The organism is Halovenus rubra, assembly GCF_026586665.1.
GTDB lineage: Archaea > Halobacteriota > Halobacteria > Halobacteriales > Haloarculaceae > Halovenus > Halovenus rubra.
Genome location: NZ_JAODIY010000004.1, coordinates 394,761 through 408,530, shown reverse-complemented (window position 1 = coordinate 408,530; position 13,770 = coordinate 394,761). Strand labels below are relative to the sequence as shown.

The following is a 13,770-nucleotide window of genomic DNA, read 5'->3' as shown; positions in this document are numbered from 1 at the left end:
CAGACGAAAAAATCACTAGCTTGGCGTTTCGGACCAGTTACAACTCAGGGCAGCCATAACATCAAAACGACTTGAAAATCGGACCACATCATAAGGCTGGTAGAACTAATTTCAAACTGAAATTCAAGGATGTTGTTGTTTCAGGGACCTCCTGTCACACCAATAATAGATAGGTGTATGCATTTTGTAAAAGAGACAGAAGAGTGTGTTACAGACACGTTACATGGCGTTTTGCTTGTGAGAAACTCGTTTAGAACGTGAAAGGTAATGAGGTTTTATACGCACGGAATGCGTTCTGGACAAGTACGAACGTGAGTTACACAGAGTTCGCCCTTTACACTATGACACCATGAAACGGAGACGATTTTTGTTTGGCTCATCAGCCGCACTGACTGGAACCGGGTTGTTAGTCGGAAGTCGTGGGACGACGACTGCCGAGACACAGCGGAAAATGCAAATTCAAGTCGAAGGCGACGAAGATGCGTATCTCGGCATGGAGATTCCCGAGACGTTTGAGTTTGGCTGCAAGGAAACATTCAACATTCCGTTACGTAACCAAACAAATGACCCACTTTCGCGTGTCGATGGCTCAGCCAATCTGTCAGGAGGTGGCATTCAGCTGCTAGATTATCAATTCCCAGATTCGTTGGGTCTTGGAGAACAAAAGCCTCTCACGGTTACATTTAGCTGTGGAGATAACACGCAAGCGGTTGGAGAGTTTGGCTTCGACATTCGCGCTGAAAGTGAGGGTGGTCACACACTAATCAATGCCCAACGGAACTCCGAAGTCAATCTCGAATGTTCCTGTATCGACAGGCAAAGAATCGTTCTGGTTGGATTCGCACCCAAATCTGACACAAACCCTTCGGAGTTGAACCCGTCAGTAGAGCCCAACTGGCACGATGACGATGGTGAAGTTGTTGGTATTAAATGGAAAACCGATGTCGCAGTTGAAGAGGTCGTTCTTCACGGTGGGGCTGAGTGGTATCGTTACAGGACTGGTTCGAGCACATCTGGAACAGCTACCATGGATCAAAAGTCAGCTGATGGGTACGCTAACGAACGCGATTTCGAAGGGATACGTGGACAAAAGGTTCAGTTCGCCGGTGATAGGAACTGGCGATGCAAGACATCACCGTGTGATGGGAAAGCGGGCTGGGTTATTCGGAATAGTCGTGGCTCGTTCGGAGGGGGAAAGAAAACGCCCGCACAGTGTGGAAACGTCAGCACTGACACTACTTCAGAGTGAAAATCGACCGACGGTGTCTCACTGGAGATAAGCAGAGTTCAAGATAGGAGAAGTCGTTTTTCGGTGCCAGTGTGAGAGCTCCACGATAGGTTTGGAGAAGCCTACACCAATTGAAGTGGGACAGCTGAGTGCTGGGGGAAAATCCAACTCTGGATAAGAGAATCTTTTAGCAAAGATAACTGTTGTTCAGATAATACCTGAGACGTGTCTGTGCAGCAGTCTTGAATGTCAGGCACACGAATACAATACTTGTAGGAGACATATGTTTTTCTACAGACACCTCTCATACGGGTGATTGGCATTATGAAACGACGCACAATACTCGTTGCAATCGGTGGCTCTGCCGCAGTTGGTAGTGGGCTAGCTGGGACAAGCGCCTTCAGTACAGTAGAGGCACAACGCGATGTCACAATCAACGTCGCCGGAGATTCATCAGCATATTTAAAATTTGAGACTGTTTCGCGGTCACGAAACAGCAAGCATTTCGCCAGTATGGACGGTGATGAAACGATAGGTATTGATATTTCAGAACACGATGCGTTCGACTCAAAAAATGGCGTTGAACCTGGAGAGGGAACAAATACGTCCGCATTAACGTGGTTCGACGATCTCGTCCAAGTCTGTAACCAAGGTTTAGAGGATGTTGCCTTCTTTATTAAAAAGCCAACTGATGATGACTTTCCTGATGGTATCGATGCACAATATCAGGGTACTTCCAGACTAATGTGTTACGTAGGGGAAGCTACCGACGAGACAGTGGGAACTAACGTTCTTGATATAGATCCAATCATGGGAAAAGACAGTGCGGTCGAGCTTGAAGTTGGAAAATGCATCACGTTTGGGCTGCGAGTATACACTGATGGAATCGACGCCACCGAGTACGATCAAGTATTCAATGAGAAAGTGACTCTCGTCGGTGATGTAGACGAAGACCCTTCATTCCGACCGGACAACTGACTGTTGTGTTACGCGAATCAGTGACTCTGTTACTCGAATTAAAAGGGCTAGATGCTAATCAGAGAGCTTCCGATATAAGCAAACGTATTCCAGAGATATGCAAATTATAGACGTGAATTTGTCGGTAATTATATATACTGTTATCGGCTCTGATGTAGGTAACTGCTTGAAAACCACCTGCTCGCCCAAAATCGAACACTTACAGCTAAGATATCGCCGAGAAGTACTTCGGTGCCCCGTATTGTTGCCCCATTAACCCGTTATACAGGAGGAATGACTTCGCCGCAGTTGTTGCAAAATGCGAGCGTTTTTACTGTTCCGTCTTTTGGTTTGAACTTCAAAACCAGCTGTTCCGAGGTAATCTTTGACTCACACTCCGGACAACGACCGAGGGGATATGGAGTGTGTGGCTTTTCCATGTTATATATTCACAAGAGACTGGACGTAGTTTTGACCTGCCTGAATACGGATATGCTGTGCTTGAAAACGCTTGTTGCCCAACAGTTTCTGTATTCAGATAACCCTTACTGACAGCATAGTTCAATAAAATTGTTTAGGTGTCTCAATTATCTGGCTACAACAGGCACACAGTAGGTCAGTCAATTCAAGCGAGAGTTCAAAAAGCATCCTATCGAAACAATTATTGTTAGGACGAGTGTAATAAATATGACAGCACTATACCCCAGTCCAAAAGATGGAAAGACGGGAGTTGCACTCAGTCCCGAGAAGAGAAGTCCGGTAAGACCGAGTAAAGAGATGATAAACAACGACGTTGTCTGCTCATCGTTTAATTCTGTAGATGGATCATACTCAAGATACTCATGGACACGGTCAAACGAGTTTCCTCTGCTAACGATCCCACGGTTTTTGTTGAAATTGATTACATCGGCTTCATCCAGCGCTGGAAGGTGTGCCTGCCGCAATGAAGTATAGACTCGATGGCGTTCATCATTACCTAGCTGGACGACTGGTTTATCGTTTTCCCAACTAGCTATTTTCTCGACAACACCACCCAGCTGTTGTTCCGAACTATCCTGTTCGGCTAAATATCTAAGAACAGCGACGCGCCGTTCGTTACTCAATAGATAAAATATCTCATTGCGCGAGATTGACTCAACCTTCTCCTCAGCGATATTGGTTGTTTCGATTCCAATACCGCGACTTTGTTTTTCCCCTCCTGTATCCTCACTGCTCTGTATTTGTGATGTTACGTCAGACATTCTTTCACCGAGAGTTTTGGTTTCCTTTCAGAACACTTGTAGGTATGACACTGAATGCCATCCAATCACAACCTATCTCTCCTACATTGTTGTATAATGTAGCCTGAAAAGTACAGTAAGGTAGTATATATGAGTTGCCACATCGACGCTAATAGAGAGGGTAAGCATTAAAATGTCATTATGACCACCATTTTAACAAAAATATCTTTAGAGGTTTTAGGAGAAGCGTTATACTACCCTCAACGCCGTCATCAGATTTCCTTGTTGCTTGTCGTTGCCGGGCCTCAGATTCGAGTCTCTTGGAGTAACGAGATATTGCAATAGCAAGGAAACATCTGCAGATGTAACGTCACCATCCTGGTCAATATCACCGTAGGTCTCGACAGTTTCTGTTGAAACCGGAATATCCAAGCCGGCAAGGTAGCGCTGCACAATGATGGCATCGCCCGAGTGGATCCTTCCATTATTCAGAACATCACCAAGTTGTCGCTCACGAATCGTAATCTGGCCACGGTTGCGAACAGCATCAATCTTACTCCCCATTTTACCGTTCAGCTTTGACTCACCGCCAAGAAATAACGTTACATTATCTGTCGCAGTTGTGTTTACCGTCACCGATAGTTCTGCAAGAATCGGATCTGTCCGTCCTTCCGGGGCCGTTCCAGCGATGTTGAGCCAACCCTCTTGATTATTAAGCTCGTAGACCGTCTCAAAAGTCATTGGAGACACAGTATCAATCTGCAGTCTATCGGGATCAAACTCAATGAAGCTTTGGTAACCCGCGATTTCGTCTCCGCGAGCGGACAGCCTCACTGTCGTGTTTGGAACTCTGTTTGAGACACTGCCGTCTGCTATCCCGAGCGAGTATTTACTGGTAGGTTCCGAGTCTAGGAAGTACGTTACTGCGTTCGTAACAACACTCAACGCGTCACGGGTGTGCTCGCCTGGCAGAACCCAGCCAAATCCGACCGACGTAAGCATGATATCGTTTCTGGAGGAGTCAATGGCGACAGCACCCTTTCCGTTGGCTGCCTCTGCAATAATGGTGCCCTCTGTTCCCGAAAACGAAGCTCCGTCTGCGAAGACATCCTCTTTGTGGACCGTAATAGTGTCTCCCCGCGTTGCGACGCCGTCGAAGAGAGGATGTTCTTCCACTACTCTCCAAGTCCGCAACCCCGGTGTGGCACGGACGGTGTCGGGGTCCCCGATTGCAGTCGAACGCTGGTTGAGCGCATCCGGTCCAGCATGCTGGCTCGTATAGACGACCCCAATATCGCTCGTCGCTTCCATCCACTCGTCTACAATCGTATCGTCGATAGAATGGACGAAATACGAATCGTATCTGTGGGGCGTTTCAATTACGTTCTGTGCACTTACTGAGTCGACACTATACTTGGCTGGAAGTCTCCCCTCAAGTTTGTTTGCCCACGTTTGTCCCCAGTTGGAGCTGTTGTCTTCGACAACTCCAACGCTGTATTGCTCATTGAGTACAGTAACACGCCTCCCGTCGACAGCGTTCACCATCCCACCGCTCTCAACAGTATAGGACAATCCAAGAGTTCCTTTTGCTTTATCTCCTACTTGAATGCCAATATTGACATCATTTACACCCGGAGAAAGCGGTATCGGTGTTCCAAATGACACCTCATCTCCATCGACAGTGACAGTAAGACTCCCATTAATTGTTCCACGGTTATCGATTGTAAGCTTTGTTGCGTTGGCCACTGTTAGCTCACTGGCCGCAGAAATTCCAGATCCGAGACGTTTGGGAAGCCCATCAACGATATTGAGATCAGGTGCTGAATTGAGCGAAAACTGAGTAGTTATCTGGTTGTTGTCACTGACTGTCACGGGTTTGGTTTGCGATTCGTAACCGAACGCTGTTGCCGTGATGGTGTACTGCCCTGGCGCGAGTGGTACCGAATAGGTGCCGTCAGATTCTGTACGGACTGTTGCACCAGTTTCCTCGACGGTGATTTGAGCTTTGCCCAGTGGCTGACCACCTGTGTTCTGGACCGTTCCACTGACTCCGTCGTCTCCAAGAATAGCGCCGATAGCCGCCGTCGCGTCGATAATACCGCTTCCTTCCCGGTTCTTTGGGATTGCTTCCCGGTCATCTGCTGTTTTCTTGATAATGTGCTGGAAGCGTTCTCGGTCAGTTGTTCCCAGTGCTGAGACTAGGAGTGCGAAGATACCGGCAGTGTGCGGTTGAGCCATCGAAGTACCTGAAAGTGTCTCGTACCCAGTGCCAGTAGAGGTACTCGTGATATCGATACCTGGCGCAACAACATCGGGCTTGATATAAGAAGTCTCCCAACTATCCGGTACTTCATCAGTAAAGTTGGCAGTATCGACCCTGTTACCACTGGAGAAATCAGCAACGTTCCCCACGCTGTCGACTGCGCCAGTAGTAAATGCACTCTGATAGTTCCCAGGAGAAGAAGTTGTTTCGGGGCCGCTATTTCCAACTGAGGTCGTAAGAATGATTCCTGCGTCCCGGAGGTGTTGTGCAGGCTCAATGAGTTGAGTATGGTAACCTTCAGCACCAAGACTCATTCCAACAATATCCACATCCGACTCAGTCACTACCCACTCCATCGCGGCCACGAGTTGCTCAAACGTTCCGACACCACTGCTATCGAGTGCTTTTACGTGCCAGAGCGTCGCCTCCGGAGCAACGCCATAAGCGGGTACATCACCTGCTGGATTAGTCGGACCGACGACAGTGCCACTTACGTGTGTTCCATGACCATTGTTGTCGTGTGGTTGAGAGTCGACCAGATTGCCTTCTTTGTCGAAGTGTGCCCACCGTGAGCTGGGGAGTGTAAGGTCTGGATGTGTGATATCAACACCAGTGTCGATGATAGCGACATCTGCACCGTCTCCCCTGACACCGTACGTTTCCCAGACTTCAGGTACCCCGAGCAGATCCAGTCCCTCCGTAACATCTCCTGTCGCTGATGCGGTCTGAGAGCTGGGTTCTCCGGTATCCGGCACGCTAACTTCGAAGTTATTGTGTAACCCAACGACATGTGGATGATCGACGAGTTCTGCCCGGCTTAATTTATCACTCACAGAGACGAGGACCGCATTCGTCAACCAATAGCTGCTCTTGACGGCGACGCTGTCAGTGCGTTTTGCCCACCGTAAGAACGGCTTCTGGGTTTTGTTTGCATGGTCTTTGAGCCGCTCAGTCACGGTTGGTCGGTCACTCCCTGAGAGACGGTCACGGTCAACTGGTTCAAAACGTACGACGACAGTCTGGTTTTCGAAGTTGGCCGTCTGGTTTCTCTCTTTCTCATCGAAAGGAGTCTGCCCAGCCCCAACCGCCCCTCCAGTGAAGCCGACCCACGGCCAGATAAGCGAAAAGACCAGCACAAGCGAAAGGCAACCAACCAGCCCAGAGAGTCTACTCATGACGAACTATTCGCTTGTTGCACGTAACTAAGGGTAGTTATTGTCACTCTGAAACAGGTTCCGGAACCACCTGAAAGGGTGATTAGTTACTGTCTCCGGCCAACTCGGACCCCATACAGAACAGAGCCGACAATTGCTGTGACGAGTATAGCACCTGCGGCAAACGCCAGTGCAACAATAGTAAGCGTCGACATGCCAGAGCTTGAATCATCTTGTGGCGCCGTGTCTCCTGTGGACGAGTCATCTGGTTCAGTTTGACTGTCTGAGTTCTCATCAGCCGAGTTATCACCGGCAGTATCGTCTGAAGATTGGTCTGATGAACCATCTCCGGATGAAGACCCGTCGCCGTTATCCGAGCTCTGATCTGAGCCGATTTCAGCCACACTGATAGTCGTTGACGAAAGGTCTATTTCACCGTTAGATGCCTCGTATACCTCCAGATCTTCGTTATTGACGAGAGTGTCACCGTCGTTAAATTGGAGTGGGCTTTTATCTCCAGTTTCACCGACAACGCGGAACTCCAGAAATGCTATCGTCGGGTCTGCAACGCCTTCCGGGTCCGAACTTGTTAGATAAACCCATCCTTCTTTATTATTTACATTTGTGACAGGATCAGACAGACTCTCTCCTGTGGCGTTAGCGAACTGTACGACGGATGGGTCAAAACTGAGATTGACTTCGTACCCGGCTACGTTGTCGGCCTCAGCACCAAGGGTAACAAGCGCTGACCCGCCTGGAGACCCGGTGTCTGAGTTAAGATATAGTTGGTCGACTTCTTGCTGTATTGTCTCTATGTTGTCTGCTGACGTGCTGTATGCACCAGCAGCAACCGTTACCGACGAAACGAAAAGGACGGCACACATCAGCACCACGCCGATGCTGAACGAGGGGCTTGGAAGCTTCATACTGCTAGCTCTTCACACAGAAATATAAGTTTTTCCCAAACAGTTATGAGTTAATCTAAGTAATTTAGCTACAGATTTATCTACAGTATTCTTGAAACCAACCCGCATGGTAAAAAAAGCGAGTTGGGGAAACCCGCACGGGGCGGGAGATAGTTAGCGTACGATTCAATCACGCTCGGAACGGCTGAGTGACGTTAGCCTGCTAGGCCAATCTGTGGGCCCTGGACGACCATCGTCATACTCTGAACATCAGAGTCTTCATCAGGCGCAAAGCCTGGGTGGTCGGGCTCAGTGATGTGCTGAAGGATGGCGGTCACGTCAGCAGACGTGACTTCGCCGTCCTGGTCAACGTCACCATAGGTCTCGACCATCTCTTCGGAGACAGGGATGTCGAGGCCAGCGATGTAGCGCTGGACCACGACAGCGTCACCGGAGTGGATGTCACCGTCACCGAGGACGTCACCAAGCTCCTGAGAGATAGCGTTGATGTGACCATTCTCGAGCGTAGTGAGGAGTTGGTTACCCATCTCGTCGTTGACAACGCTGTCACTGCCAAGTTCGAGTGCGGTTTCCTCACTCGCGTCAAGTCCGGACGCGTTGAGCGAGATGTGGGCAAGCTCGGGGTTCTCCTGGCCAGTTGCTTCTGCACCGGAGATGTAGAGCCAGCCCTCATCGTTGTTCAGCTCATACTGGATACCCATGTTCGCGGCTTCAACGTTGGTTATTTCGACGGCTTCAGTATCGAAGTTGATGAACGCCTGGAATCCAGCAGCGGATTCGTGAGTTGCGTGAAGGGTCACTTCGTCTTCAGCATGCTGGACCGAAACGTTTGTATCTTCGATACTCAGCGTCGCTTCAGGTTCAACGTCGGACTCTTCGCTAAGGTACGAGACTGCGTTTGCAAGCACCATATCTGCCTCTTCGCTGAAGTCGCCGCTCGAGACGAACGAAGAGCTACCGAACGTGGAGAGCAGAATCGTGTTATCTTCTTCGTCGACACCGACACCGCTGCCGTCATCGACGCCGCCTGCCTGGATGTTACCGATCACGTCACCGTCGTACCCCTCGAACCACGAGTGGTCCGCAAAGGAGGCGCTGTGAATCTGGAACATGTCACCAACCTGACCGACACCTTCGAAGATCGGGTGGTCAGAGGTGATCTCGAGTTCAGGGTTTGGCGATGAGAAGCTGTCGCTAGTGCTACTGGGGTTGCCCAGAACTGCGGACTTGGCCTCGATACCGTTCGAGGACGAGCCCCAATTGTCAAGCCAGACGACACCTGCTGTGGCTCCAGCGGTGTATCCGTTGAACTCTTCGACGTGATTCTCTTCCATCGAGTTGATGGCGTACACGTCGTATTCGGCGTTGCTGGCGGCGTCAACTGCCTCGGAGCTGGTCAGTGTGTCGAAAGTGTACATCGAACCGAGCTGACTGCTGAGCCGGTTGACGACATCGTCGCCGTTTTCACCGACGACACCAACTTTGACGTATTCTTCGAAGACGGTAGTCGGTCCGGTCGTGATGGTGGTACTGTCGCCTGCACCCGCAAAGGTGTGTTCAAGCTCGATCTCACCAGCGACATCGGACTCAGTTTCGACTGCGATTTCGACGACTGTGCTCCAGCCGTTGTAGTCAACGGAGACAGGCTCACCGAAGGTGGCCTCCTCACCGCCGACGTGTAGCGTCATGTTACCTTCGTAGCCGGCAATTTCGTTAACGGTGACAGTGTCAACATTCGCGATGTTGACCGTAGCCGTCACCATGCTACCTGCTTCGACACCCTCCTGTTGACCTTCAACAGGCTCGAGGTCGAGTTCGCCGTCAAGGTCAAACTCCTGGGTTGCGGTTTCGTTTTCGTTTAGTTCGACTGTTTCGGTCATCGGGGAGTGACCGAACGCATCTGCCGTAACGCTCCACGTACCGGCTTCGTGGATAATCGAGTACGTTCCGTCTTCACCGGTCATCGTACTGACGCCGGTCTCGTCGACGGTCACTTCGGCACCCGCGACCGGGTTACCTTCCGTGTCGTAGACGGTTCCTTCGATGGACTGGTTGTAGGCAACCTGTCCGACGGCTGCTGCTGCGTCAACAATACCGTGACCGAACTGCTGGTTCGGGTCTTCAAGACTGTCGTCAGGCTGCCATGCGGTTTCCTGAACAACGTCCTTGAACAAGTCAGGGTTAACGTCTCCGTATGCGGATGTCATCAGGGCCATGAGGCCAGCCTTGTGGGGCTGGGACATCGAAGTCCCTGACAGACTCTGCGTACTACCATCTGGGGCAGCACTCAGAACGTCGACACCGGCTGCAGCGGCGTTTGGCTGGACGTACTCATCAGGCCAGTAATTGGGGGCATCGTCCCCGAAGTCTTCCTGAGTGTTGATTGTTTCACCACTCGAGAAACCCGCCAGGTTGCCGTCAGAGTCGACAGCACCGCTAGCGAAAGACGAGTAGTAGTTACCGGGGGAACCACTGGTATCCTGACCAGCGTTGCCGATCGATGCGGTCAGAATCTTTCCGGATTCACGGATGTTCTCCGCTGCCTCGATCAGGTCAGGGAGGTAACCCTCTGCACCGAGGCTCATGCCGACAACATCAATTTCAGACTGGTTTGCAGCCCACTCCATACCACCAGCAACCTGCACGAAAGAGCCGCCACCGCCCGGAATCGTCAGGCCGTGCCAGAGAGTAGCATCAGGCGCAACACCGTAAGCCGTGCCACCATCAGGGTTGGCGCTACCGGTTGCGGTACCACTCACGTGCGTACCGTGGTCTGCGGAGTCGTACGGATCAACATCGACTGGGTTACCGTCTTCATCGATTTCGACGAAGCGTTCCGGAGCAATGTCGATGTCCGGGTGGTCACCTGCAACACCAGTATCGAGGATGGCCACGTCGGCACCCTCGCCAGTGATACCCATGTCCCAGACTTCGGTCGCGTTCATCTGGTCGAGGCCGTAGGTTACGTCCTGGTTAGCTGGGGCATCGCCTTCCTGAACCTCAGGGAGCGAATACTGGTGGTTCTCGTGGATGCGTGTGACACCAGGCTGGTCGGCGAGGTCGTCGAGGCTGACCTCGCTGGTCCGGATCTTGACCACTGCAGCGTTCGTGATCCAGAGACTTCCTTCAACAGAAACTGCGTCGTTCTGGCTAGCCCACGCTTTGAACCGTTCCTGTGTGCGGTCCGCGTGCGATTTGAGCTGCCCAACGACTGCATCGTGGTTGCCAGTCGGCAACGCGTCCACGTCAATCGAATCGAACCGGACGATTGCCTCGACGACTTCATTTGAATCTGCTGTGTCTTGCAGATCAGTAGAGATCTCTACGTCTTCAAAATTCTGTACATCTACGTCGTCTGTTGTTGTCTGCGCACCGATGGATGCAGCACCCATGCTCACCATCGACAGCGCCATAACCACCGCGAAAGCGATGGCAAACAACTTCGTTGTGATTTCGCTTTTACTCATGTTTGAGTTCTATCTGCCAGATTGCACCCTCGTGGCGAGGGCTATGGTTTACCATGCATGATACACACTTAGCTATGGACTGGGTGAAAAACCATCTTACAGCCCCTGAATAGGCAGTTCCTCGTCTCGTGATTACGATGAACAATTGGCCATTACGCTCTGGCTATTCCTGATCGGACGGCCAACATCGCAAACTAAGCATACAATGCGATAAGCCGGTGGTGTAGTAACCGTCGCAAAATACGGTAGGCGGCCTTAGATGTGTGTTTCCGGTTTCTGGCTCCGTATAATAGACATATATAATCATCACAGTGTGTTTCTGTACATTATAACTTAATTACATAAAATCTTTAGACAATTGCCCGCTGTTGGGTGTTTTTGTAGAGACTTATTTTGACGCAGACTGTCTCGCTCAGACTCTACATGTTGCTTAGAAAATCAGCCCAAAGAGCCATGACAACGACACTGTCCTCGTGGAGGTGTTTGAACAGAATTACTATTACACCCTGTTTTACCCGTATCAGGAACGTTCGCGTTGTGAGTCCTGTGTGATAATTACTCCTCAGTAACAGTAACGAAAATATAGACAACAATGAATCCAAGAGCGAACCCGAGTAGATGAATATAGATATCAAGGGCCCCTCCCTCAACAGCCATCTTCGGCTGGAAGGCAACAAACGGATAAACGAGAACAATTCCAAGAGAGCTACCCGCAAGTTCGACATATCCTGGACTGTCGAGGGCTTCCCGAACATCACCAATCGTCGGTATCCCACTTTGGCGAAGGAGGAACCCGAGATACAGGCCAGCGAGTGTAAAAGAGAGTATTGCCAGCTCAGTTCGCCAAGCTCGATCTGGCAGCGAGACCAGTGTAACGATCCCAAAGACAACAAAGAGCAAGACCGGTGAGTAATGATGGCTCAACCGTTTTGAAAGTACATCACCCGTATAGCGGACAACGGCAAAACAAAGCAAGCCAGCAAACGCTGCGTTAATTCCCGAGAACCCTAACACAGTCCGCTTAGTAAGGAAAGACAGTTGCATTGTAGCCAGTGCAAATGGAAAGACGCTGAGCACAACGACAGTCGTATACCAAAACAGCGGCCGTCGGTCGCTCAACACGCACACGAGATAGTACATTGGTGCTACAACAAGGTAGACTGCTACGTTGCCGGTGAGATGAGACTCAGTCAAATGAACATACGAGGCAGTAAACGCAGTCAGTATCGACGGGTTATCGACCTCAAAAACCAACTGGCTCCGTTGTCCTTCGGGAAGAAAAAAGACGAGGCACAAGACCACTGGAACGCTACCAAGGAGTAGGAGATCAACAAACTGAACATCAGCCTTGATTTTCCACGAGAAGTCCTCTGAACCACCCGGTACATGGTTTTCCATCGTGACCGTTTGGCTGTCCGAACTGCTGTGAGTTAATTCCTTGCCCACCTACGTAGCCCTGCGAACCCGACCACGCCAAGAACAGCAGCAACAAGCAGCAACCACAGTGTATTGGACAGGGGACCGCCCAAGATTGCACCGAGACCGTCGTCGGTGGGATCAATGACTTCGCCTTCTTGTTCAGTACCATCGGTATCTTGATCGTCGCCACCATCAGGTTGCGCTCCGCCTGCACCAGGCTCTGCTGTCTGCGTTGGTGTCGGTGTTATCGTGGTTGTTCCGGACCCACCCTCTCCCTGATCGGTTTCCGACGGGGTACTTTGGGTCGGCGTTTCGCTTGATGGCGTTTCATCATCCGAAGTCTCGTCTCCGCCTTCGTCTGGTGTGTTATCTGTGGGCGTTTCTTCGACCGGTGTCTCTTCGCTTGGAGCAGTCACTGGGTCTTGTTCAGTCGGTGTCTCGTCTTCACTTTCGTCGTCTTCGGCCTTAGAGTACACGGTGAACGTGAACGACTCTGGAATCTGCTTACCTGTTGTATCGATGAGCACACCTACCTGCTGATTGTCGTTCCCGTTTACTTGGACTGCGTTGGATTCTCCTTGAATTGATGCAGTAGGGTCAGATGACCGATAAAATTCGACTGCAACGTCGTTGGCTTCTAATTCAACCCAGACTGGGACTGACGAGTTATCTACGTTTGCAATTTTGAATACATTATGGATATATGTAACCGTATCATTATTTATTCCGGTGCCGGCCTGTTGCTGTTTTGCAGTCGAGAAGTTGAGATGCAGTTTCCCTTGTGGAGTGAACACAGCGTAGGCGCCATTCGCCCCGTCGCTTGGCATCATTTCTAGATGACTAATTTCTTCTACGGGGTCGGGACCACTGTCCATACTGAGTGGAAAGCCGACTGTCGGGAAAAGTATCAATCCGAGAGCGAGAAGTACAGTAAGTGTAAGCACAATTCGTTTCATACTTGTAATGATCAGTCGACCTGAGGCTATCTACTGTCACGATAAGGGTTCCCGCCTATATGGTATTATTCTGCCTGAGCTATAGATATTCACAGAACTGGTTCTCTTGGGCTGTACTCGGCAGTCATCAACGGTGAGAATGAAGTCTAAATATCGTTCTACGTTAGTTCAGGAAGACTC

The 13,770-nt window shown here is 50.5% G+C and carries 9 protein-coding genes; 2 read left to right on the top strand and 7 right to left on the bottom strand.

Annotation, left to right across the window (positions count from 1 at the left end):
- Positions 1 to 349: 349 nt before the first annotated feature.
- Both N5098_RS04330 and N5098_RS04325 read left to right on the top strand, forming a co-directional pair.
- On the top strand, positions 350 to 1,249 hold the full coding sequence (locus N5098_RS04330; RefSeq protein ID WP_267636472.1) for a hypothetical protein: 900 nt from the start codon (positions 350 to 352) through the stop codon (positions 1,247 to 1,249).
- Between the two features lie 303 nt (positions 1,250 to 1,552).
- The gene (locus N5098_RS04325) at positions 1,553 to 2,206 is read left to right on the top strand and encodes a hypothetical protein (RefSeq protein WP_267636471.1); all 654 of its coding nucleotides are present in this window, start codon (positions 1,553 to 1,555) and stop codon (positions 2,204 to 2,206) included.
- 260 nt (positions 2,207 to 2,466) lie between these two features.
- On the opposite strand, the gene N5098_RS17670 is transcribed toward N5098_RS04325, so the two are convergent.
- The 7 genes from N5098_RS17670 to N5098_RS04295 form a co-directional block, all read right to left on the bottom strand.
- Complete coding sequence (locus tag N5098_RS17670) at positions 2,467 to 2,625, bottom strand: DUF7837 family putative zinc-binding protein (protein ID WP_438267319.1); 159 nt, start codon at positions 2,623 to 2,625, stop codon at positions 2,467 to 2,469.
- A 180-nt stretch (positions 2,626 to 2,805) separates the two neighbouring features.
- Positions 2,806 to 3,426: a DUF7344 domain-containing protein gene (locus tag N5098_RS04320; protein WP_267636470.1), complete on the bottom strand. Its 621-nt coding sequence runs from the start codon at positions 3,424 to 3,426 to the stop codon at positions 2,806 to 2,808.
- A 228-nt stretch (positions 3,427 to 3,654) separates the two neighbouring features.
- Entirely contained in the window at positions 3,655 to 6,843 is a 3,189-nt protein-coding gene (locus N5098_RS04315; protein ID WP_267636469.1) for a S8 family serine peptidase, read from the bottom strand.
- An 86-nt stretch (positions 6,844 to 6,929) separates the two neighbouring features.
- Entirely contained in the window at positions 6,930 to 7,748 is an 819-nt protein-coding gene (locus N5098_RS04310) for a cohesin domain-containing protein (RefSeq protein ID WP_267636468.1), read from the bottom strand.
- Positions 7,749 to 7,942: 194 nt separating this feature from the next.
- Positions 7,943 to 11,215: a S8 family serine peptidase gene (locus N5098_RS04305; RefSeq protein ID WP_267636467.1), complete on the bottom strand. Its 3,273-nt coding sequence runs from the start codon at positions 11,213 to 11,215 to the stop codon at positions 7,943 to 7,945.
- Between the two features lie 555 nt (positions 11,216 to 11,770).
- Positions 11,771 to 12,613, bottom strand: a complete 843-nt coding sequence (locus tag N5098_RS04300) for a hypothetical protein (protein ID WP_267636466.1) — start codon at positions 12,611 to 12,613, stop codon at positions 11,771 to 11,773.
- Between the two features lie 32 nt (positions 12,614 to 12,645).
- Entirely contained in the window at positions 12,646 to 13,590 is a 945-nt protein-coding gene (locus N5098_RS04295) for a DUF1102 domain-containing protein (protein WP_267636465.1), read from the bottom strand.
- Positions 13,591 to 13,770 lie beyond the last annotated feature (180 nt).

What these genes read in the sequence shown, in the direction of transcription:
- N5098_RS04330 (WP_267636472.1), top strand. Translation starts at nt 350, where the DNA reads ATGAAACGGAGACGATTTTTGTTTGGCTCATCAGCCGCACTGACTGGA.
- N5098_RS04325 (WP_267636471.1), top strand. Translation starts at nt 1,553, where the DNA reads ATGAAACGACGCACAATACTCGTTGCAATCGGTGGCTCTGCCGCAGTT.
- N5098_RS17670 (WP_438267319.1), bottom strand. Translation starts at nt 2,625, where the DNA reads ATGGAAAAGCCACACACTCCATATCCCCTCGGTCGTTGTCCGGAGTGT.
- N5098_RS04320 (WP_267636470.1), bottom strand. Translation starts at nt 3,426, where the DNA reads ATGTCTGACGTAACATCACAAATACAGAGCAGTGAGGATACAGGAGGG.
- N5098_RS04315 (WP_267636469.1), bottom strand. Translation starts at nt 6,843, where the DNA reads ATGAGTAGACTCTCTGGGCTGGTTGGTTGCCTTTCGCTTGTGCTGGTC.
- N5098_RS04310 (WP_267636468.1), bottom strand. Translation starts at nt 7,748, where the DNA reads ATGAAGCTTCCAAGCCCCTCGTTCAGCATCGGCGTGGTGCTGATGTGT.
- N5098_RS04305 (WP_267636467.1), bottom strand. Translation starts at nt 11,215, where the DNA reads ATGAGTAAAAGCGAAATCACAACGAAGTTGTTTGCCATCGCTTTCGCG.
- N5098_RS04300 (WP_267636466.1), bottom strand. Translation starts at nt 12,613, where the DNA reads ATGGAAAACCATGTACCGGGTGGTTCAGAGGACTTCTCGTGGAAAATC.
- N5098_RS04295 (WP_267636465.1), bottom strand. Translation starts at nt 13,590, where the DNA reads ATGAAACGAATTGTGCTTACACTTACTGTACTTCTCGCTCTCGGATTG.